We start from the raw sequence: 22,634 nt of genomic DNA on the forward strand, positions 1-22,634 counted from the left end.
CAGACAAGGACGTCAACCATGAACCAGTACGTAATCGCCATCGACCAGGGAACCACCAGCACCCGTGCCATCGTCTTCGACCACAGCGGGAGCATCGTGTCCTCCGGGCAGATGGAGCACGAACAGATCTTCCCGCAGGCCGGCTGGGTGGAGCACAACCCGGCCGAAATCTGGAACAACACCCGGGAGGTCATTGCCTCAGCGCTGTCGAAGGCGAACCTGACACGGCACGATATTGCCGCCGTCGGCATCACCAACCAGCGTGAAACTGCGGTGGTGTGGGACAAGACCACCGGTGAGGCCGTCTACAACGCCATCGTCTGGCAGGATACCCGCACCCAGGACATCGTGGACGAGCTGGCCAAGGATGGCGGGCCGGACCGCTTCAAGCAAAAAGTGGGCCTCCCGCTGGCCACGTACTTCTCCGGAACAAAGATCAAGTGGATCCTGGACAACGTGGAGGGCGCCCGCGCCAGGGCTGAGGCCGGCGACCTGGTCTTTGGCAACACCGACTCTTGGGTCCTGTGGAACCTGACCGGCGGAGTGGACGGCGGGGTTCACGTCACGGACGTCACCAACGCCTCCCGCACGCTGTTCATGGACCTGGATACCCTGCAGTGGGATGAGGAGATCCTTGGCATCTTCGGTGTTCCCCGGACGATGATGCCCGAGATCAAGTCCTCCTCGGAGGTGTACGGCACCGTGCACACCTCCCAACTCCTGCGGGAGGTTCCCGTTGCCGGGATCCTCGGGGACCAGCAGGCCGCCACGTTCGGCCAGGCGGCCTTCGAGGCAGGCGAGGCCAAGAACACGTACGGCACGGGCTGCTTCCTGATCTTCAACACCGGCGAGGAGATCGTCCACTCCAAGAACGGGCTGCTGACGACGGTGGGCTACAAACTCGGTGACGCTGCGCCGCACTACGCCCTGGAAGGTTCCATCGCCGTCACCGGCTCGCTCATCCAGTGGCTGCGTGACAACCTGGGCCTGATCAGCAGCGCACCCGAGGTGGAAACCCTGGCTGCGTCCGTGAAGGACAACGGCGGCGTGTACATCGTGCCGGCCTTCTCGGGTCTCTTCGCACCCTACTGGCGGTCCGATGCGCGCGGCGCCATCGTGGGACTGACCAGGTTCGTCAACAGGAACCACATCGCGCGTGCCGCGCTGGAGGCCACCGCCTTCCAGACGCGGGAGGTCCTGGACGCTGTGAACGCGGACTCCGGCGTTCCGCTGACCGAGCTGAAGGTCGACGGCGGCATGGTGGCCAATGATGCGCTGATGCAGTTCCAGGCGGACATCCTGGGCGTCCCCGTCATCCGGCCAAAGGTAGTGGAGACAACCGCGCTGGGTGCCGCCTACGCCGCCGGCCTTGCCGTCGGGTTCTGGAAGGACCTGGGGGAGTGCTCGGCCAACTGGTCCGAGGACAAGCGCTGGGAACCGCAGCTGGACCAGGCGGAGCAGGACCGGCAGATGCGGCTTTGGAAGAAGGCCGTCACCAAGTCCATGGACTGGGTTGACGAGGACGTGCGCTAGGCGCCCCTGCCGGCAGCGGATGGCGAAGAAGGAGGGCGGCACGGGTGCCGCCCTCCTTCTTGCGCCGGCTTCATGCCGGCCAGGAACTTCCTCTGCCTCTCAGTAGTTGAGTTCGGCCCGCGGCGTCTTGGCATAGACGCTCCGGCTGACCTCGTATCCCCTTTCGTCCAGTTCCAGGGCCTGCGCGTTGACGGCAGCGAACTTCTCGGCGTTCAATTTCCGCACTTTCACCAGATCCATGAATTCCTGGTCTTCACCGCCAACGGCAGTGACCTTTATCAGCCCGGTTCCGGGTGAGTAGAACTTCCGCTGGTGTCCGGCCTCGGGCGGTTCCAGGGGGTTGTATTCGTCGATCACCAGGACGTCGTAGTAGCACCCGGTGGGAACGCAGACTTCCTGGTTTGTCTTGAACACTGTCCCGCAGTCAAGGAAATCAACCCTGGGTGCGTAGGCCTGGACGTAGGAGGCCGTGCCGGTCTTGGGCTTAGCCTGCATGGCGATGCCCGCCTGTGCCTTGGCGAGCCCGCTGATGAAGGTGCTTGGGGCGCCCACGAACTCGCCGTTTTCGTATTCCTCAGGGTATTCGCCAAACAGCCACACATCCCCGGCACGGGTCTGGGCAAAGAAGGCCAGTTCGGACTCCACCAGTTCACCGTCAGAGTAGTCACGGTCCCACATCACACGGGTGGTCACGCCGTCGATTACCTTCGTCAGGCCGGTGACCGTATGGACCACCTTGTGCGCCTGTACGCCGTCAGCCGATGTCACGGTGCCCACCGTGGTGAACTGCATGCCCGGCTTGAGCGGGAACCACTTGTTGTCGATCCGCGGATATTCCGGGAAGGCGGACCGGTCGAAATTAATCGCGGACCCTTCGCCGCAGAGTTCTTCGGCTGCCGGCGCGGCCGCCGTTGGTGCCGAGACCACCGTCAGCGACCCGAAGGCCAGCAGCAGCGCGGACCCGTATGCTGTGAGGCGGCGTGCCAAAAGCGTCATCTCAGTGCCTTTCATACTGGTTGGAAGAGGACTACACCGCAGGGGCCGGCTGCAGTTCGGGGGTGCTGCGCCGACCGCGGCCGCCCTTGGCGAAGCGGAGGTACAGCGAGGGGACGATGAACAGGTTGACCAACGTCGACGTGACGAGCCCGCCCAGGATCACCACCGCCATCGGATGCTCGATCTCGTGGCCCGGGATGTTGCCCATGACAACGAGTGGCACCAGGGCCAGCGCGGTGGCCAGCGTGGTCATCAGGATCGGCGACAACCGCTCTGCAGCCCCCCGAAGCACCAGCTCCGGCCCGAAGGGGACGCCTTCGAACTGTTCAAGGTGCTGGCAGTGGTTGATGAGCAGGATGCCGTTGCGTGCAGCGATCCCCATCAGCGTCAGGAAGCCGACCAGGGAACCCAGGGACAGGATTCCGCCGCTGAGGTGCGCAGCGATCACCCCGCCCACAAGCGCCACCGGGAGGGTCAGGATGGCCAGGGTGGCAAGCCGCCAGCTCCTGAAAGCAGCCTGCAGGAGAAGGTAGACAACGATGAGCGCGACGATGGAGTAGAGCATCAGGCGCTGCGATGCGGCCTGCCGTTCCGCGTATTCCCCGAGGACAACGGCGCTGTAGCCGACCGGGAACTGGACTGATTTCATGCCGTCCTGCAGCTTCTCCACCACCTTGGCCAGGTCGCCTTCCTTGACGTTGGCGCTGACATCGATGCGCCTTGACCCTTCGGAACGTTCAACGACGTTGGGTGTCGGCTTGACCGAAACGGCCGCCACGTCAGCCAACCGGATCTTCTGCCCGGACGGCGTATCCAGCACGAGGTTCTCTATGCTTGTGACGCTCGTCCGGACCTCCGGCGGGCTCCAGACCTGGACGTCGTAGGCTTTGCCGTCACGGTAGATGTCGCCGACCTCTTCGCCGGCCACCATGGTGGCCGCCGCCCGGCGCACATCGCCCGGCTTCAGTCCGTAGCGGTTCGCTGCGTCCAGGTTCACCTCCACATCAATCTGCGGAATGTTGGACTGGAGCGCGACCTTGGCACCGATGGCCCCGTCAATGCCGCCGAGGATCTCCTTGATCTTGTCGGCTTCCTGGCGAAGTATCGAAAGGTCGTCGCCGTAGACGCGGACGACGACGGCATAGCCGGTCCCCGTCAGCACCTCACGGATGCGTTCCTTGAGGTAGGTCTGCACGTCCCTTTGGATACCGGGGTAGCCGGCCACTACAGACTCGACCGACTTCAGCGTGGAATCGTAGTCCACGCCCGGGTCTACGCTGATCCAGTTCTCACCAAAGTAGACACCCACCACTTCATCAGCGTTGAAGGCCTGGCCGGTGTGGGATCCGCAGTTGTTCACGCCCTGGATGGTCATGAGTTCCTTGCAGGCCAGCTGGCTGACCCGGACTTCTTCGGCGTTGGACGTACCTGGTTTGGTAAGCCAGTGCATGAGGAAATCGCGTTCCTTGAAGGAAGGGAGCAGGGATTGGCCCAGCAACGGTGCCGCCACTATGCCCACCATGCCGAAGGCGGCCAAGGCGAGGTAACCGGGAATTGGCCGCCGGACGATGGGCCGGAGGGCCTTGCTGTACCAGCGCTTGAGGACCCTGACCACGGGCGGATCCCTGTCCTCCAGCTTGGCGTTCCGGAGGAAGATGTATGCCAACGCGGGGGTCACCGTAAGGGCCACGAGCATCGACGCGAACACTGCCAACGTGTAGGCCGTGGCCAGCGGCCGGAAGAAGGCCCCCGTCAGCCCGTCCAGGAAGAAGATCGGAACCGTGGCCGCGACGATGATCAGTGTGGCATAAACGATGGGTCCCCGGACCTCCAGGGACGCGTTGACCACAACCCTCGCGGTGCTTCCCGTGCCCCCGGTTGCCCGGTGGTGCCGAAGGCGCCTGACGATGTTTTCGACGTCGATGATGGCATCGTCCACCACCACCCCGACCGCAATCACCAGCCCCGCAAGCACCATGGTGTTGACTGTGCCGCCGGTCCAATAGAGCACAAGGGCAGCCGCCACCAGCGACAAGGGGATGGCCAGCACGCTGACCAGCGCCGTCCGCCACTGGAAGAGGAAGACACTCAACACCATGATGACAAGCAGGCAGCCAAGGAGAAGGGCGACGCCCAGGTTATTGAGGGATTCCTCGATGAATGTTGCCGGCCGGAAAATCGTGGTGTCCACGGCAATTCCGGTCAGGCCGGGTTCGAGTTGCTTCATTGCCTCTTCAACGCCCCGGGTGACTTCAAGGGTGTTTCCCCACGGCAGTTTCTCCACGATCAGCATCAGGCCCGGGCCGCCGTTGATCACTGCGTCACCAATAAGCTGCTGGTGGTCCTCCACGACATTTGCCACGTCGCCCAGCTTCAGTGGTGGCTGCCCCTCCCGGTCCTCCAGCGCCACCTGGGCGAGGTCTTCCGGGGTGGTGATGGGCTGGACGTGGCGGATTCCGATGGATTGGCTGGGCGTGTCCAGGGATCCGCCGGTGCCGATCATGGCACCCGAGGAGTAATGGAGGAGCCCGGCATCCAGCGCATTGGCCGTAGAATTCATCACTGTTTCCAGGCTGACCTTGTGGGTCGCCAGCCTGGCGGGATCCGCCTGGACCTGCAGCATCTGGAGGCGTTCGCCCCAGATTGCCACGTTCGCCACACCCGGAACGCGGAGCAGATGGGCCCTGATGTTCCAGTAGGAGATCATGGACATCTCGATCAGGGACCGCGTGTCGGAGGACAGGCCGATCTTCATCACCCGGCTGGTGGAGGACAGCGGTTGCAGCATCACCGGCGGGGCTGCCCAGGTGGGCAGGGTGGGAATGACTGTCGCCATCCGTTCGGATACCAGCTGGCGTGCAGTCAGCAGATCCGTGCCGTTCTCGAATTCCATGACGATCGAGGACAACTGCGGGACTGATTTGGAGCGCATGTGGTCGAGGCCGTCTATGCCGTTGAAGGCCTCCTCCATGGGAACCGATACCAGTTCTTCAACCTCCGCGGCCGTTAGGCCAAGGCATGCTGTCTGGACCTCGACTTTTGGCGGCGCGAATTCAGGGAAGACATCCACTGAGGCGTTGCTGAGCTGGGCGCCGCCAACCATCATCAGAGCCGCCGCCAACGCGATGACGATGGATCTGAAGCGCAGGCTGGCGGCGACTATCCGGCGCATGTCATTTGCCCGTGACGAACTCTGCGCCGAACAACTCAGCGGCGGCCACGGTCACCACTTGGGAACCCACTGCGGGACCTGCGCTGGCGGTGACAACACCAGCCTCCACTTTGGTCACGGTGACGGCCTGGCGTTCAAACACCCGTGGTTCGGGGTTCCCGTAAACCCAGGTCTTCCCCTCGGCGTCGTAAAGCAGGGCAGCGTAGGGGAGGAGGATGCCTCCATCCGCCGGCTTGACGGTCTCCGTGAGCAGTTCAAGCCGTTCAATGGCCCGCTGGCTGAGCGTTATGCGTGCAATCCCCGTGGTGGCGTTCTTCTCCACCTTGGCAGGCGCTTCGGCTGCAGACTCCGCCTGCGCTGTGGACTGGGCGCAGGCCGGCAGTGAAGACAGCAGGGCGGCGCAGACGGCAGCTGCGACTGGCAGGCGCCGAAGGAGGCTTTTGCTGGTCATGATACTTTCACCTTTTCCGGCATCGACATGACTGGATGTTCTGATTCGTAGACTTCCGACCACTCTTCGGGCTCGGTGCGGGGACCGAACCACAGGGTGAGCAGCGGGAGGATGAAGAGCCCCACGAGCGTTGTGGTCACCAGGCCACCGGCCAGGATCAGCAGCATCGGCCCTATCAAGGCTTGGCCGACCGTGCCGCCCATGAAGGCGGGCGGTATCAGCACAAGCAGCGTGATGATGGCCGACTTCAGGACTGGCGACACGCGGTCCCGGGCTGCCTGCATGACCACGTCTGTGCGCGAAGCTCCGGCAGTCTCCCGCCAGATCTCGTCGACGCGTGCGGACAACAGGGCTGCGTTGCGCGCGGCGATGGCAAGGACGGCAGCAAACGCTGTCAGTGACAGCCAGGACAGCGACGCCGATCCGAACCAGGCCGCCACCGCTGCTCCGGACATCGCGGCGGGAAGGGCCAGGAAGGTGGCGACAGCCAGTTTCCAGCTCCTCACCGCTGTCTGGAGCAGGAGCAGCACAGCCAGGGCGGCAGCAACTCCGAGTCCGTGCACCAAGGTATCCGCGGCCTGGAGTTCACCATATTTCGTTGGGATCTCGGCGTGGTACTCGAGCGGGAACTCGATTTGCTGGACGGCTGCCTGGATGTCCCGCTGAATATCTTCCAATGGGCGTCCGCTGATGTCGGCGACAATGTCGATGCGCCGCGACGTAGCATCGTGCTGGACCACGACTTCACTCGGGACCATCCGCACGTCGGCGATCTGCCCCAGTTGGATGTGGCCGCCGTTGGGGGTGTCAAGGAGCAGCTCACGGATGCTTGTCAGGTCATCCCGGACGCCAACGGCCCCCCGGATAACCACTTCGAAAACCTTCTGCTGTTCAAAGAGGTTCCCAACCACGATGCCCTGCATCAGGGTCGCAGCGGCGCGCCTTGCGTCACCGGGCTTGATACCTGCCTTTTGGGCGGCTTCGAGGTTGACCTGGACCTCCACTATCGGGGTCACGGCCGGTGCGTCGATGGTCGGGTTGTTCACCCCGTTGATCTTTTGGAGGGCCTGGCGGACCTCTTCTGCCTTTTTACGCAGCACCGGCATTTCCGTTCCAAAGACCCGGACCGCAAAGTCCGGTTCCATGCTGGAGCGTACATCTCCGATGGTTTGCTGCGAGTAGTTCATCACGTTGTGCGCGATGCCAGGGTAACCCTGGACCACCTCCCGCACGGCACGCTCGGTTTCGCCGAAGTTGGCGCCCCGGTCGATCGACACCCACAGCTCAGCGGAGCTGTTGCCTACCACCTGGTCTGCTGAAATGGCGCGTCCCAGGTGCCCGCCGACTCCGGAGACCCCCGGAAGGGCCCGAAGTTCCTCGGCGGCCTTGGCGGCAACCCGCTGGACTTCATCGTTGGAGGTCCCGGCCATGGTGTCCCACTGAACCAAAAGCGTGCGGTCAGGCATCGTGGGAACAAGTTGCCTGTTTTGCGTCAGCTGGGAACCGGCTACGATCCCCAGCATTCCCACAACCACCACCACCGCGACGGCAAGGCCTTTCCGGGGACCGATTCCGTCCAGCGCGCGGCCGTAGTAGGCCTTCGCGCGTCCTACAGCGGGAAGTTCCCTGGCCGGAGCAGTCTTCGGCGGAAGCAGGAAGTACGCCAGCACGGGCGTCACGGAGAGGCCAACTATCAGTGCGGCGGCGAGGGTCAGCGCAAGTGACCAGAACAGCGGGGTGAAGAACGAGCCGCCGACCCCGGTCAGGAAGAGCGTGGGAACGAGGACAACCACCATGATGAGCGATGCGTGGAACAGCGGAGTGCGGATTCCCTTCGCGATGAGGCTGATCCTCGACCTTGGGGAAGTTCCCGGCTTCGCCACATCCTGGTCCGAGGCCAGCCGCCGGTGGGCCTGGATGTCTTCCACAATGTCGCCCACGATTACCGATGTGCCGAGCAGAACCCCGAGCAGGATGGCGATGTTGAGTGTTGCATTCTGGGCGAACAGCACAACTGCGGCCGTCGTGACCGTCGTGGCGATGGCCACGAGCGCAATCACAGCCGCACGCCAGGAGCGGAAAAGCAGCCAGAACAGGGCTACGGCAATCAGCAGGCTGATGAGCAGGGAGAGGCCCAGGCTGTCGACGGATTCCTGGACGCCGGTTGCCGGCCGGAAGACGGACGTGTCGATCTGGATCCCGGTGAGGCCCGGCTCCATGTCCTTCAGCGCGGCTTCAACGTTGCGGGTGACTTCCAGTGTGTTGGTGCCCGGGAACTTTTCGACGACCAGCATCAGGCCTGCACCTGAGCCGGCCACGGCGTCCCCGATCAGCGGCTGGTGGCCTTCCTTGACCTGGGCGATGTCGCCCAGGAGCACCGGCGGGTCCGCTTCCTCCACGCTGACCTTTGCCAGGTCGGCCGGGGTGCGGATAGGGAGGACGTGCTGGATGCCAAGGCGCTGGTTGGGTGACTCCACGAAGCCGCCGGTACCCGGCGTGGATGCCTCCAGGAAGCTCAGCGGCGAAACCCAGACGGCGTTGCCCGTGGTCTTGACCAGCTGCTCAAGGGTTATGCCCTTGTCGCGGAGCTGCGTGGGAGTGACTTCAACTTGCAGCTGCTGTTCGCGCTGGCCCCAGATAGACACGTTTGCGACGCCCGGGATGCCTATCAGGCGCGGCTTGATCTTCCACCGGGCCAGGACGGACATGTCGATGCCCGAGAGCTCGGTGGAGTTCATCTTGATCATCATCACGCGGCTCGTGGACGACATCGGCTGCATGATCAGGGGCGGCGAGGAGACGTTGGGCAGCGCGTGGGCCTGGGTCATCCTTTCCGCCACCAGCTGGCGTGCACGCAGGACGTCCGTACCGGGCTCGAAGACGAGTTCGATGGACGACAGGCCGGGAACGGACTTGGAGCGTATCTCGTCCAGCCAGGCCACGCCATTAAGAAGGTCCGCCTCCATGGGGGCGGTGATGAGCTGTTCGACCTCAGCGGCGGAAAGCCCGAGGGCTTCGGTCTGGATCTCGACTTGTGCGGGGGCGAACTCCGGCATGGTGTCCACAGCCATATGTGGAATGTTTACTACGCCAAAAGTAATAAGGCCCGCTGCGATCGCGAGAACCAGAATCCGAAACTGCATGCTGAACCGGGTAACCCAGCCAAACATGGTTCGTCACCCGTTGGATTCTCGGCCGGGGTTAGACGAAGGGTAAGACCCGCGGCTACTTTGCTGCGGGTGTAACTGGCATGAATACATTTCAGGCTCCTACGCCGGAGACCAGTCAGTTTCCCCCTCAGACTTGGTCATTACAATGCACCTGCCCTGCCACTGTTGGCAAGGGGGGAAAGCACACAAGTTCGCAGCTGTAGGGGGTAGGGGAGGGCACGTGGTTTTGCGGGTTGCGGCAGTAGGGGGACACGTAATCCTGCGGGCCGTTCCAGTAGGGGGACTCGTACCCTCGGGGTCCTGACGGAGGCCGTCATTCCCGGCAGGCCCCCGGCGGTGTTCCTTCCCGGGTGCGCTAAAGTGGTTTCATGCGTGCGATCCTTCTGCTTAGCCAGCCGCCCGGTATCCGGACCAACGGATAGCGTGCGGCAGCCCCTCCATGGTGAGGGGCTTTTGTGTGTCCGGGAGCGTCCGGTGACAGCAGGAGGATCAGGCCGTTATGGCAGCACAGATGCCGTAACAGAACAGAAGAGGGCAGCAGTGGGCGTTCAGCCGGAGACAGAGACCGGAACAGCAGCAACAGTGTCAGCGGAGGTGCCCGAGGAGGGCACCTACAGCTTCACGGCGATGGAGGCCAAATGGCCGCAGGTGTGGGAAGACCTCAAGGTCTTCACCCCTGTCGACGACGGGTCCCGGGAGCGGCGCTACGTGCTGGATATGTTCCCGTACCCTTCGGGCGACCTCCACATGGGCCATGCGGAGGCGTTCGCCATGGGTGACGTGGTGGCCCGCTATCTGCGCCAGAAAGGATTCGACGTCCTCCACCCGATCGGCTGGGACTCCTTTGGCCTTCCGGCGGAAAACGCTGCCATCAAGCGCAACGCCCACCCCAGCGAGTGGACCTACGCCAACATCGACACCCAGGCCGCGTCCTTTAAGCGGTACGCCATCTCGGCCGACTGGTCGCGCCGGCTGCATACCTCGGATCCCGAGTACTACCGCTGGACCCAGTGGCTGTTCAAGCGTTTCTACGAGCGCGGGCTGGCATACCGCAAGGACTCCCCGGTCAACTGGTGCCCCAAGGACCAAACGGTGCTGGCCAACGAACAGGTAGTCAACGGTGCCTGCGAGCGCTGCGGCACCACCGTCACCAAGAAGTCCCTCAACCAGTGGTACTTCAAGATCACCGAATACGCCGACAGGCTGCTTGACGACATGGAGCAGCTCCGCGGCCACTGGCCCGAGCGCGTCCTGGCCATGCAGAAGAACTGGATTGGCCGCTCCGAGGGCGCCCACGTCAACTTCGTGATCGAGGCCGACGGCGGCAAGCCCGCCAAGGAGGTGACTGTCTTCACCACCCGCCCCGATACCCTGTACGGCGCGACGTTCTTTGTGGTGGCCGCGGACGCGCCGCTCGCCGTCGAACTCGTCACCGGGGAGCACGCCGCGGCCCTGGACGAATACCGCGAGCAGGTCAAGGCACTCTCCGAGATTGAACGCCAGTCCACTGAGCGGGAGAAGACCGGCGTCTTCACCGGCCGGTACGCCGTCAACCCGCTCAACGGGGAGAAGCTTCCCGTCTGGGCCGCTGACTACGTCCTGGCCGACTACGGCACCGGCGCGATCATGGCCGTGCCGGCCCACGACCAGCGCGACCTGGATTTCGCCCGCACCTTCGACCTGCCTGTCCGGGCAGTCCTGGACACGGGCGAGGAGGATCCTGCCGTTTCCGGCACGGCCACCACGGGCGAGGGCACCCTGATCAACTCGGGCGGGCTGGATGGCCTGCCCAAGGCGGAGGCCATCCCGGCCGCGATCGCCATGCTGGAACGCCAGGGCACCGGTGAGAAGTTCGTGAACTTCCGCCTGCGGGACTGGCTGCTCAGCCGCCAGCGGTTCTGGGGCACCCCGATCCCGATCATCCACTGCCCGTCCTGCGGCGAGGTTCCTGTCCCCGACGAGCAGCTGCCCGTCACGCTGCCGTCCGATTTGCGCGGTGAAGACCTGTCGCCCAAGGGCACCTCTCCGCTGGCTGCTGCCGAAGCGTGGGTCAACGTGGATTGCCCTTCCTGCCACGGCCCGGCCAAGCGGGATACCGACACCATGGACACCTTCGTGGACTCGTCGTGGTACTTCCTGCGCTTCGTTTCGCCGCACTACACGGAGGGGCCCTTCGACCCGGAGAAAATCAACGACTGGATGCCGGTGGGCCAGTACGTTGGCGGCGTTGAGCACGCGATCCTGCACCTGCTGTACGCCCGGTTCTTCACCAAGGTCATCCACGACCTCGGCATGATCGACGCCGACGAGCCGTTCAGCGCCCTGCTCAACCAGGGGCAGGTGCTCAACGGCGGCAAAGCCATGAGCAAGTCCCTCGGCAACGGTGTGGACCTCGGCGAGCAGCTGGACAAATACGGCGTGGATGCCGTCCGCCTGACCATGATCTTCGCCTCCCCGCCCGAGGACGACGTGGACTGGGCTGACGTTTCGCCCTCCGGTTCCGCCAAGTTCCTGGCGCGGGCGTGGCGCCTGGCCCAGGATGTGGCGAGCGAACCCGGCATCGACGTCACCAGCGGCGACCGCGCACTGCGCTCCGTTACGCACCGGACCATCGCCGACGCCGCCGCGCTGCTGGACGCCAACAAGTTCAACGTGGTGGTGGCCAAACTGATGGAGCTGGTCAACGCCACCCGCAAGACCATAGACGCAGCCTCCGGTGCCGGCGGCGCCGACCCCGCTGTGCGCGAGGCCGCTGAGGCCGTCGCGGTGATCCTGAGCCTGTTCGCGCCGTATACGGCTGAGGACATGTGGAACGTCCTGGGCCACCCGGCCTCCGTCGCGAATGCGGGATGGCCGGCCCATGACGCCTCCCTGCTGGTCCAGGACACCGTCACGGCAGTGGTCCAGGTCCAGGGCAAGGTCCGGGACAGGCTGGAAGTGTCCCCGAACGTCTCCGAGGACCAGCTGCGCGAACTGGCGCTTGCGTCGGAGAATGTCCAGCGGGCACTGGACGGCCGCGGCATCCGCACGGTGATTGTCCGCGCACCTAAACTGGTCAACATCGTCCCGGCCTAGCCGGACCGGGCCGCCGGAACAGCTCCGGCGGCCTGCAGTGACACCAGGAGGCCCCCTTGCCCGACCGCGACACCGCCGCCTGGCCCTGGCTCCGCGCACGCCTGGCGGCCATGCGCGCCAGGCAGGAGGCTGCCAGGCGGGACGATTCCGGAACACGGCCGGGCGCCGTCGTGCGTACTGCCGTGGTCACTGATTCCGCAGCTGCCTTGCCGCCGGAGTGGGTGTCCGCGCTCACGGGCGACGGCGTCCTGACGGTCATTCCGATGCCTGTGATGGTTGGGTCGGAGATCTATGGCGAGGGCGAAGACGACATCTCCGAAACCATCGCCCTGGCGTTGGCCGCCGGGACCTCCGTTAAGACCTCCCGGCCCTCGCCCGGCCAATTCGAGCAGGCCTACCGCGCTGCCCGGCAAAAGGGCTTCGAGGCGGTAGTCTCCATCCATATTTCCGGGGACCTGTCCGGGACGGCGGACGCGGCCCGGCTGGCTGCGGCGAGGGTGGACATCCCGGTGGAGGTCGTGGACTCCCGCACCGTTGGCATGGCTTTGGGCATGGCCGTCCAGGCGGCAGTGGGGGCAGCGGCCGACGGCGGTGGCGCTGCGGCCGTTGCCGCTGCCGCGGCTGGACAGGCAGGACGGACCAAGGTGTATTTCTACGTCCCGAGCCTGGAGCAGCTGCGCCGCGGGGGCCGGATCGGTGCAGCCGCCTCGCTGCTGGGGACGATGCTGGCCATCAAGCCGATCCTGGCGGTGGAGGGCGGCAGGATTGTCCTGCTTGAGAAGGTGCGGTCTGCTGCAAGGGCTGTTGCGCGCCTGGAAGAGATCGTCGCCGCCGATGCTGCCGGCCGGCCGGCATCGGCCGTCCACCTTGCCATCCACCATTTCGGCAATCCCGACGAAGCCAAAAACCTGGCTGCACGCCTGGCCTTGGCCTTGCCGGGGTGCCCGCCGGCCCAGACCAGCCCGCTTCCCGCTGTCCTCGCGGCCCATGCCGGCCTGGGGGTCCTGGCCGTGATCGTGGGGGAAGAGCTGACGGAAACGGGCAGCCGTTCGGCAGGCCTTTCCACATAACGCGTGCCTGCCCTGTTGCCGCGCCCGGACGTTTCCCTAGCGTGAAGCCATGTCACGCCGGGACGCTGGAGAAGCAGGTGGTCCGGCGCGCCATGCCAGGAATCGCCTGCAGGCCGCCCTCGGGGAGGCTCCCGCGGGGCTGCTCCGGAACGGTAACGGGCCTTTTGAGTACCGGGGACCGGCCGGGGACCCGCCGGGGGCCTCCCCGCACTCCCCACCCGCCGGTTCCCGGCAGGACCTGGATCCTTCCGCCACCACTCCCGTGGGATCCGTGCTCCGGTGGCGGCTGGGGCCGCGCCTCGCTGTGCTGCTGGGCATCCTCTCTGTTGCGGCGGGGGCATGGTTCTGGTGGCAGGTGGCATCAGGCCGTCCGGAGATCCTGCCCCTCAGCGGCATCAGCCCCGGTGGTCCGGTGGCGGACGGCGCCCCCGCGGGGGACCAGGGAACCGGAGGTGATCCTGAAGCTGCCAGGGACGCCCGCGGCGATGAATCCCCAGGCTCGGTAGTGGTCCATGTGGCAGGGGCAGTGGCAAGGCCGGGCGTGGTTCGGCTGCCCGCAGGAAGCCGGGTGCACGAGGCCATCGCGGCAGCAGGAGGCGGGGCGCCGGGAGCCGACCTGAACCGCCTGAACCTTGCCCTGGCCGTGGAGGACGGCCAGAAGATCCATGTTCCGCGGGAAGGGGAGGAGGTCCCTGCAGGCGGGCCGGATGGCGCTGGCCAGGATGGCGGCAGCGGTGCAATGCCGCCGGAAGGAAAAGTCAACCTCAACACGGCGGGCGTGGAGGAGCTGGATGCCTTGCCGAAAGTGGGTCCTGTCCTTGCCCAACGAATCGTGGACTGGCGCAAGGAGCACGGGGCATTCAAGAACGTCGAGGAGTTGGACGCCGTGGACGGCGTGGGACCCAAGATGCTTGAAGCATTGCTGCCACTGGTGACGGTGTGAGGCTCTGGCGGTATGGGGAGGCCCGGTATGAGAAGGCCCGGGCGAACCGTGATCCCGATGGGTAGTGGCAGGAAGACCTCCCGGACGAGTCCCTGGAGCCGTTACGTGCAGTCCGCTGTGAAAGTACCGGCTACTCCACCCGGTCCTGGGGGCAGCCGTGAAGCAGGCGCCCGCCTTCCCGGGACCCGTTACAATCCGGCAGTCCGCTCCGGGGATGCTCCTTTCGAGCGCCGGAGGCCGGGACTTGCAGTGCCCTTCCGGCACCGTGTCCTGGAATATTGGAGCCGGATCCTAAAAGACACCTGGGCGCGGGCAGTGAAGGACGGGGCAGGGACAATCACCGGCACCCCCGGTGAGGCCCCGCGCCGCCGCACGGATGTCCGCCTCACCCTGCCGGCAGCCGCGGTGTGGGCTGCGTCAGTCGCCGGGCTCTGGCTGGCCCCTACAGCCCTGGCGGTCGTATGTTGCGCAGCGGTGGCCTTGGGGCTGCTCCTGCTGTTCCGCACGGCCCGGCCCTCCTTGCCCGGCCTCCGCCGGCGCAGGCTACGGGCAAACCCGGCAGGGGGAACCCGTACCGGGGGAACAGGGGCATCGGGAGGCGGGGCTTGCGAAGGAGGGGCGCCGGCAGCCAAAAATACTCCGGTTCGGCGGAGTTTCCTGGCCACCAGCGCGGTGGCACTCTTCCTGGCTGCCGCCGCGGCATCGCACTCGGCCGTCGCGTCCAGCCAGAGGTCCGAGGGTCCGCTGGCGGCGGCGATTGCGTCCGGGAAGTCGGTGGTGGCCGTGGTCGAAGTGGCGGGAGCCCCGCGCGCACTGGCGGCACCCGGCCAGGCAGGACCGCCCGAGCGTTGGTCGGTGCCCGTCTGGACACGGGACATCAGCACCGGCGGCGTCCTGCTCAGGACGCGTGCCCACCTTGTGGTTATGGGCGGCCCGGCCTGGGCAACCCTTGTGCCGGGCCAGCTGGTCCGCACCGCAGGAAAGCTCCGCCCTCCTGATCCGGGCAGGGAGGAGGCCGGCACCCTCACTGCTTCCTCCCCGCCCGGGCGGCCCAACGAATCTCCGCTACTGCAGGGATCGGCCAAGGAACTGCGGGAACGGCTTGTTGCCGCAGCTTCCTTCCTCGCCCCTGATCCAGCGGGCCTGCTTCCCGGCATGGTCACGGGAGACACCAGCGCGCTGGATGAGGGCCTGAAGAACGCCATGAAAGGTGTTGGCATGACGCACCTGACAGCTGTCAGCGGGGCCAACTGCAGCCTGGTCCTCGGTGCATTGCTGTTGGCCTGCCGCAGCCTCCGCCTGCCCCGGGTGCCGGCTGCTGTGCTGGCCGGGGCCGGACTGGGCCTGTTCGTGGTGCTTGTGGGTCCCGATGCGAGCGTGCTTCGGGCGGCGCTGATGGGAGGTGTTGGACTGATCTCACTGGCAGGCGGGCGGTCCGGACGCGGGCTCAGCTTCCTGAGCGTGGCCGTCATCGCGCTGCTGCTGATCGACCCGGGCCTGGGATCGAGCTTCGGTTTCCTCCTGTCCGTCCTGGCCACCCTGGGGATCATTGTCCTCGGGCGCCGCATCATCGACTGGACGCCGGTGTTCATTCCGCGTTGGGTGGCGGCCGGGGTCGCAGTGCCGTTGTCGGCGCAACTGATGTGCGGGCCGGTTACAGTGCTGCTGCAACCCGAATTCTCAACGTACTCGCTGCTGGCCAATGTCATCGCTTCACCCCTGGTGGCTCCGGTGACACTTCTGGGGACCGCAGCCGTGCCCCTGGTAATTCCGGCTCCCTGGCCCGCCACAGCCCTGATCGCCGTAGCGGGCATCTTCAGCGCCGGCATTGCAGCCACGGCAAGGTTCACCTCGCAGCTCCCGGGCGCATCACTTCCGTGGCCGGAAGGCGTTGCCGGGCTGCTCACCATGCTCTTCCTGTCAGCCCTCACGTTAGGAACGCTGTGGGCGGCGTCCCGGCCCCGCAGGTTCGGCCGCTGCGTCCTGGCTTCCCATCGGCGCGTTGTAGCCCTGATCGAAGCCCTTGAATCGGGACAAGTCGGTACCCTGGACGGCCTTGGCCGCGGGTCAGGGCCCGGGCCGAGCCGGCCCGTGGTGCCACTGACGCCTGCCGGCTTGGACCGGACGGCCGGACGTGGCAGGCTGGAATCCTCCACAAGACTTTCCGGAAGGAACCCACGATGGCCGCTGCGCAGAAGCGAGCAACCCGTTCCCCGGCATCGAATGCGGCCTCCTGGCGGGATGTAAAGCCCGCTGCGGTGGTGCTGGTCAGCGGCCCGGAGGAGTACCTGGGCATCAGGGCCATGGACCACATCCGTGCCCAGGTCCGGGCAACAGCCCCGGACGTGGAGGTCAGCCGCATCAATGCGGCCGCGTACGAGCCCGGCACCCTGCTGATGCAGGTCAGCCCGTCGCTGTTCGGCGAAAGCAAGCTCATCGAGGTCGAAGCCGTCGAGGCCATGAACGACGCCTTCCTCGCTGACGCGCTTCGGTACGTAGAACATACGGAACCCGATGCCGTCCTTGTCCTGCGGCACGGCGGGGGAGTCCGTGGGAAGAAACTCCTGGACGCAATCAAGAAGGACGGCTGGCCCGTGGTGGACTGCCAGCCCCTCAAGAAAGACGCAGACAAGGTGGCCTTCGTGGCGGCCGAGTTCAAGGCCGGCGGCCGCCGTATTGAGCAGGACGCGGTGCAGGCCCTGGTCAACGCTGTCGGCGCAAACCTTTCGGAACTTGCGGCGGCGTGCAGCCAGCTCATCGCCGATGCCGGGACCACCGTGACTTCAGATATTGTGGACCGCTACTACGGTGGACGCATTGAAGCGACGGCGTTCAAGGTGGCGGACGCGGCAATGGCTGGCAACGCTCCTTTGGCCCTGTCCACGCTCCGTCATGCCCTCGCCACGGGAGCAGACCCCGTCCCGCTTGTTGCCGCGCTGGCCGCAAAACTCCGTACCGTGGCCCGCGTTGCCGGTGCGTCGGGCTCCTCTGCCCAGATTGCCGCGGAACTGGGCATGCAGCCCTGGCTGGTGGAGCAGGCGCAGCGCGACGTCCGCCGGTGGACCCCGGATGGCCTGGTCAGGTCCATCCAGGCCACGGCCGAGGCGGACGCGCAGGTCAAGGGGCTTTCGCGTGATCCTGTGTATGCAGTGGAGCATGCGGTCACGGTGATCGCCATGTCGGTCCAGGGCCGCTGACAGTTCCGTTCGGATCCGGGCCCAAGCCTGGCATCCGGGGCCGCGATTCCGGGCCTTAAAGATGTGTGGCCGGCCCCCGAGGGGACCGGCCACAACCATCAGTTCAGTTGAACTGGAAACCTTACAGTGCGTTGACCTTCTTGGAGATCGCCGACTTGCGGTTCGCTGCGTTGTTCTTGTGCAGAACACCCTTGCTGACAGCCTTGTCCAGCTTGCGGCTGGCAGCAACCAGGGCAGCAGCAGCTGCATCCTTGTCCGTGGACTCAACGGCGGTGTTGACGGCGCGGATGGCCGTCTTCAGCTCGGACTTGACTGCGTTGTTGCGCAGGCGTGCCTTCTCGTTGGTGAGGATGCGCTTCTTCTGGGACTTGATATTCGCCACGTGTGAACTCTCTTTTTAATGCGGAAATGGTCTAGAGGGCTTTCAGATTGGCCATTGACTGAGCGGCGTGGGGATACCTATGGCGGCCAACCATCAGTGGCCGTCGACCTGCACGGACACACAGCTATAAAGAATAGCAGGTCAGCGGCAGGGCTGGCCATTTCGGTGTTTACGTCCAGCCGTGTCGGCTGCGCAGTCCGGCCGCCACGGTGTCGAAGCGCGCACGGTCCAGGACAGCACCTTCGCGCCGGATGCTGTCCGGCCGAAGCTGCACGATCCTGTCCAGCCGGGCTTCGCTGGCCCGGCCCTGCCTGTCCCAGGCGCCGGCGCCCAGGTCCACATAGTCCTGTGACACGGCCGATTCGGGGACACGGTCCCTGCTCGTGAGCATGACTCCCAACAAGTAACTGCCGCTGCGGCCCACCAAAAGCACGGGGCGGTCTTTGCCCCGGCTGTGGTCCTCTTCGAAGGGCACCCACGCCCACACCACCTCGCCCGGATCCGGTTCACCATCGGGCCTCGGTGCGTAGCGGACGCTGGACCGGCCCTGGAAGTCCCCGGGATATACATCGCCATCCACATCGTTGCCGCGGGCAGCGGCCGGCAGGCGGGCGTTGCCGGGCACAGGCGCCGCCCGGCCGGGGGAGGAGTCGGGGCCAGGCGCCGGGGACGTCCTGGCTGCGTTGCGCAGTGCCCGGAGGCCTGTCCTGACGGCATCCTGCAGGGAGCGGAGATTGAGAACCATCCAGCAACCCTATAACCGCCCCCGGTACGGGAGAGTGAAGGCAGGAACTCCGCTCAGGATGCGGTGGCGCGGGCCCTGACGTGGGACACTGGAGGTTGAAAATGTGCGGTCGGGCCGCAGCGTGCCATCGGCGCGTCCTGCCTGGTTGCCCAAAGCCATCAGTGAATGCCAACAGTAAGGACCCTGTGTGTCTCCCATGGCCCGCACCGCCCCGGTGCCCGCCGCGACAGATCCGGCCATCATTCGGAATTTCTGCATCATCGCGCACATTGACCACGGTAAGTCCACCCTGGCCGACCGGATGCTGCAGTTCACCGGAGTGGTCCAGTCCCGCGACATGAAGGCCCAGTACCTGGACCGGATGGACATCGAACGCGAGCGCGGCATCACCATCAAGTCCCAGGCTGTCCGCATGCCGTGGGAGCTGGATGGCGTCAGCTACGCGCTGAACATGATCGACACGCCCGGACACGTTGACTTCACCTACGAGGTCTCCCGCTCCCTCGCGGCCTGCGAGGGAGCAATCCTCCTGGTGGACGCGGCACAGGGCATCGAAGCCCAGACCCTCGCCAACCTGTACCTGGCAATGGAAAACAACCTGACCATCATCCCGGTCCTGAACAAGATCGATCTTCCTGCGGCACAGCCCGAGAAGTACGCGGCTGAACTTGCCAGCCTGATCGGCGGCGAACCGGAGGACGTGCTGCGGGTATCGGGAAAAACCGGCATGGGCGTTGAAGCGCTGCTGGACAAGATTGTCCGCGACCTCCCGGCTCCCCAGGGTGACGCCAATGCCCCGGCCCGCGCAATGATCTTCGACTCCGTCTACGACACCTACCGCGGCGTGGTCACCTATGTCCGTGTGGTGGATGGCATGCTGCACCCCCGCGAGCGCATCCAGATGATGTCCACGCGGGCCACGCACGAACTCCTCGAGATTGGCGTGAGCTCCCCGGAGCCGACGCCCTCGAAGGGCCTGGGCGTCGGCGAGGTGGGGTACCTCATCACCGGAGTGAAGGACGTCCGCCTGTCCAAGGTCGGCGATACCGTCACCAACCTCGCCAAGCCGGCCGCTGAATCCCTGCCCGGCTACGCCGATGCCAAGCCGATGGTCTTTTCCGGCCTGTACCCGCTGGACGGCACGGACTATCCGGTGCTGCGCGATGCACTGGAGAAGCTGATGCTTAACGATGCCGCCCTGGTCTACGAGCCGGAGACCTCCGCGGCGCTGGGCTTCGGGTTCCGGGTGGGCTTCCTGGGACTGCTCCACCTTGAAATCACCCGCGAGCGGCTGGAACGCGAATACAACCTGGACCTGATTTCCACGGCCCCCAACGTGGAATACGAGGTGACGCTGGAGGACAAGAAAGTGGTCCACGTGACCAACCCCAGCGAATACCCCTCCGGCAAGATCTCCGAGGTCCGCGAGCCCATGGTGTCGGCCACCATCCTTGCGCCGAACGAATTCGTCGGCGCCATCATGGAGCTGTGCCAGAGCCGCCGCGGCGTCATGGGAGGAATGGATTACCTCTCGGAGGACCGGGTGGAAATCCGCTACCGCCTGCCGCTCGCCGAGATCGTGTTCGATTTCTTCGACATCCTCAAGTCCAAGACCCGCGGCTACGGCTCGCTCGACTGGAAGGCCGACGGCGACCAGGTGGCGGACCTCGTCAAGGTCGACATCATGCTCCAGGGCGAACAGGTGGATGCCTTCTCCGCCATCACGCACCGCGACAAGGCCTACGCCTACGGCGTCATGATGACCACCAAGCTGCGCGAACTCATTCCCCGCCAGCAGTTCGAGGTGCCCATCCAGGCGGCCATCGGCTCCAGGATCATCGCCCGGGAAAGCATCCGCGCCATCCGCAAGGACGTCCTGGCCAAGTGCTACGGCGGCGACATCTCCCGTAAGCGCAAACTGCTGGAGAAGCAGAAGGAAGGCAAGAAGCGCATGAAGATGGTGGGCCGCGTTGAGGTCCCCCAGGAAGCCTTCATTGCTGCGCTCACCACGGACGAGTCCAAGGACAAGGCCAAGAAGTAGTGGTTACAGCGGCCGGCGCCACCGGAGGCCCCTGCAATGCCTAGCACTCTTCCCCTCGGCGACCCGGCGCCGTCGGACGGTCTCCTGCCTCCCCAGGCGGTTGACGGTGCGGCGGGCCGGGCGTTCGGGCTTTACGTACACATTCCGTTCTGTGCCGTCCGCTGTGGCTACTGCGACTTCAACACCTACACCGCCACGGAGCTCGGCGGCGGGGCCTCGCAGGACGCCTATGCCGCCACGGCCGCCTCCGAAGTGTCCCTGGCAGCCAGGGTCCTGGCGGAATCAGGGCTTCCTGCGCGCCCGCTCAGCACGGTGTTTTTCGGCGGCGGCACACCCACCCTGCTTCCCGCCGAGGACCTCGCCCTGATCCTGCGCCGCGCCATCGGACAGTGGGGAATCGAGGCCGGCGCCGAAGTCACCACGGAGGCGAACCCGGACTCCGTCACGCCTGAATCCCTTGCCATCCTGAAGGAAGCCGGCTTCACCCGCATCTCCTTCGGGATGCAGTCTGCAGTGCCCCATGTCCTCAAAGTGCTTGACCGGACCCACACGCCCAGCCGAGTCCCGCAGGTTGTGCAATGGGCCCGGGACGCGGGACTGGCTGTGAGCCTGGACCTCATCTACGGCACGCCGGGGGAGTCCCTGGACGACTGGCGCTACTCCCTGGAGACGGCACTGTCCTACCAGCCGGACCACATCAGCGCCTATGCGCTGATCATCGAAGAGGGAACCAAGCTCGCCGCCCAGATCCGCCGGGGCGAGGTTCCAGGAATCGACGACGACGACCACGCCGACAAGTACGAACTCGCCGACGACCTCATCACCAAAGCCGGCCTGGGCTGGTACGAGGTCAGCAACTGGGCCCGCACGCCGGAGCAGGCCTGCCGCCACAACCTCGCCTACTGGCGGGGCGACGACTGGTGGGGGATCGGCCCCGGCGCCCATTCGCATGTGGGCGGCGTGCGGTGGTGGAACGTCAAACACCCCACGGCCTACGCCGGACGCCTCGCACAGGGAGTGTCACCGGCGGCCGGCAGGGAAACCCTGGACCAGGAGACCCGGAACGTCGAACGTGTGATGCTCGAGGCCCGTCTCCAGTCCGGTCTCGAAGTATCGTCGCTGGGCCAAGAAGGACGCCATGAGGTTGCGGGGCTGATCGCGGACGGCCTCGTGGATCCTGCTGCCGCGTTCAGGGGCAGGCTGGTCCTGACCCTCAAGGGCAGGCTGCTGGCAGACGCGGTGGTCCGCCGGGTCCTGCCGGACTGAACGGCACAAGGCAACGTGGGCCCGCGCCCGCCAGGGAACCCCGCGGGCGTGGACCCGTGCAGCCGCTACTTGATCCAGCGCAGGTTGTACTGGTAACGGTGCGGCTGGCCACGGTTGACATGGATGCCGGCCGCCACCGAGAAGCAGGTGAGCGCAATCCAGATGAGGGTGGCGATGACGGCAAAGATGTTGCCGATCACGGGGACGAAGACCACCAGGATGTTCGCCAGCAGGGCAGCAATGGTGGGCGGCAGGCTGAAATTCAGGGCTTCCTTGGATTCCTGTGCCGTGAAGGGCCCGCGGTCCCGGAAGATCAGGTAGATCAGCAGCGACGGAACGCAGCCCAGGATGCCCCCGAAGTGCGCCATGGTGGCCCATTGCCGGTCTTCGCTGGCTGTCAGGGGCAGCGCATTCGCGGGAACGCCGTGGTACTCCGAACGGCCCTGGCCGCCCGGGCTGTCCCTGTGATCACGTGCGTTTTCTGCCACAGTCTGTTCCTTCTGAAGTGCAATGGTGCCGGCTAAGAAAGCTTATTGGGTGCGGCGGCCTGCAATGTTGCAGGATCCGCAGTACCAAGAATACTTGGTACCGGC

15 protein-coding genes are annotated in these 22,634 nt (G+C 65.6%); 8 read left to right on the forward strand and 7 right to left on the reverse strand.

The features are described from left to right. Positions 1-18: 18 nt before the first annotated feature. A complete protein-coding gene (gene glpK / locus PV768_RS13610) occupies positions 19-1,533 on the forward strand; it encodes a glycerol kinase GlpK (RefSeq protein ID WP_157242094.1) in 1,515 nt (504 codons plus the stop codon). A 99-nt stretch (positions 1,534-1,632) separates the two neighbouring features. Here glpK and PV768_RS13615 read toward each other — a convergent pair whose 3' ends face one another. From PV768_RS13615 to PV768_RS13630, 4 genes are read right to left on the reverse strand one after another with little or no spacing between them, the layout of a single operon-like run. Beyond that, complete coding sequence (locus PV768_RS13615) at positions 1,633-2,529, reverse strand: hypothetical protein (protein ID WP_421093272.1); 897 nt, start codon at positions 2,527-2,529, stop codon at positions 1,633-1,635. A 31-nt stretch (positions 2,530-2,560) separates the two neighbouring features. Further along, positions 2,561-5,701, reverse strand: a complete 3,141-nt coding sequence (locus tag PV768_RS13620; protein WP_321213605.1) for an efflux RND transporter permease subunit — start codon at positions 5,699-5,701, stop codon at positions 2,561-2,563. 1 nt (position 5,702) lies between these two features. Beyond that, positions 5,703-6,152 (reverse strand): hypothetical protein, encoded by a 450-nt coding sequence (locus PV768_RS13625; RefSeq protein ID WP_321213604.1) that lies wholly within the window; start codon positions 6,150-6,152, stop codon positions 5,703-5,705. Further along, positions 6,149-9,322: an efflux RND transporter permease subunit gene (locus tag PV768_RS13630; protein WP_421093273.1), complete on the reverse strand. Its 3,174-nt coding sequence runs from the start codon at positions 9,320-9,322 to the stop codon at positions 6,149-6,151. The genes PV768_RS13625 and PV768_RS13630 overlap by 4 nt, the downstream gene beginning before the upstream one ends. Before the next feature lie 540 nt (positions 9,323-9,862). On the opposite strand from PV768_RS13630, the gene leuS reads away from it, so the two are divergent. The 5 genes from leuS (at position 9,863) to holA (ending at position 17,607) form a co-directional block, all read left to right on the forward strand. Next, positions 9,863-12,397, forward strand: coding sequence for a leucine--tRNA ligase (gene leuS / locus PV768_RS13635; protein ID WP_321213602.1), 2,535 nt, complete (start codon positions 9,863-9,865; stop codon positions 12,395-12,397). 56 nt (positions 12,398-12,453) lie between these two features. Further along, positions 12,454-13,467 (forward strand): DegV family protein, encoded by a 1,014-nt coding sequence (locus PV768_RS13640; protein ID WP_323057126.1) that lies wholly within the window; start codon positions 12,454-12,456, stop codon positions 13,465-13,467. 49 nt (positions 13,468-13,516) lie between these two features. Continuing rightward, a complete protein-coding gene (locus PV768_RS13645; RefSeq protein ID WP_157242100.1) occupies positions 13,517-14,410 on the forward strand; it encodes a ComEA family DNA-binding protein in 894 nt (297 codons plus the stop codon). 315 nt (positions 14,411-14,725) lie between these two features. Next, positions 14,726-16,657 (forward strand): ComEC/Rec2 family competence protein, encoded by a 1,932-nt coding sequence (locus PV768_RS13650; protein WP_421093274.1) that lies wholly within the window; start codon positions 14,726-14,728, stop codon positions 16,655-16,657. After that, entirely contained in the window at positions 16,591-17,607 is a 1,017-nt protein-coding gene (gene holA / locus PV768_RS13655; RefSeq protein ID WP_323057129.1) for a DNA polymerase III subunit delta, read from the forward strand. Before PV768_RS13650 ends, holA begins: the two co-directional genes overlap by 67 nt. A 121-nt stretch (positions 17,608-17,728) precedes the next feature. Here the strand turns inward: holA and rpsT are convergent, their stop codons facing one another. Together rpsT and PV768_RS13665 are read right to left on the reverse strand one after the other, a co-directional pair. Then, the gene (gene rpsT / locus PV768_RS13660; protein WP_011692086.1) at positions 17,729-17,989 is read right to left on the reverse strand and encodes a 30S ribosomal protein S20; all 261 of its coding nucleotides are present in this window, start codon (positions 17,987-17,989) and stop codon (positions 17,729-17,731) included. 169 nt (positions 17,990-18,158) lie between these two features. Continuing rightward, positions 18,159-18,734, reverse strand: coding sequence for a type II toxin-antitoxin system PemK/MazF family toxin (locus tag PV768_RS13665; RefSeq protein WP_421093275.1), 576 nt, complete (start codon positions 18,732-18,734; stop codon positions 18,159-18,161). Positions 18,735-18,921: 187 nt separating this feature from the next. Here PV768_RS13665 and lepA point away from each other — a divergent pair, with 187 nt between their 5' ends. Both lepA and hemW read left to right on the forward strand, forming a co-directional pair. Then, on the forward strand, positions 18,922-20,775 hold the full coding sequence (gene lepA, locus PV768_RS13670) for a translation elongation factor 4 (protein WP_321213598.1): 1,854 nt from the start codon (positions 18,922-18,924) through the stop codon (positions 20,773-20,775). Positions 20,776-20,811: 36 nt separating this feature from the next. Further along, on the forward strand, positions 20,812-22,041 hold the full coding sequence (gene hemW, locus PV768_RS13675; RefSeq protein ID WP_421093276.1) for a radical SAM family heme chaperone HemW: 1,230 nt from the start codon (positions 20,812-20,814) through the stop codon (positions 22,039-22,041). 65 nt (positions 22,042-22,106) lie between these two features. On the opposite strand, the gene PV768_RS13680 is transcribed toward hemW, so the two are convergent. After that, complete coding sequence (locus PV768_RS13680; protein WP_321213596.1) at positions 22,107-22,529, reverse strand: DUF4870 domain-containing protein; 423 nt, start codon at positions 22,527-22,529, stop codon at positions 22,107-22,109. Positions 22,530-22,634: the final 105 nt, after the last annotated feature.

Source organism: Pseudarthrobacter sp. CC4, from assembly GCF_048957775.1.
In the GTDB taxonomy this organism is placed as follows: Bacteria; Actinomycetota; Actinomycetes; order Actinomycetales; family Micrococcaceae; genus Arthrobacter.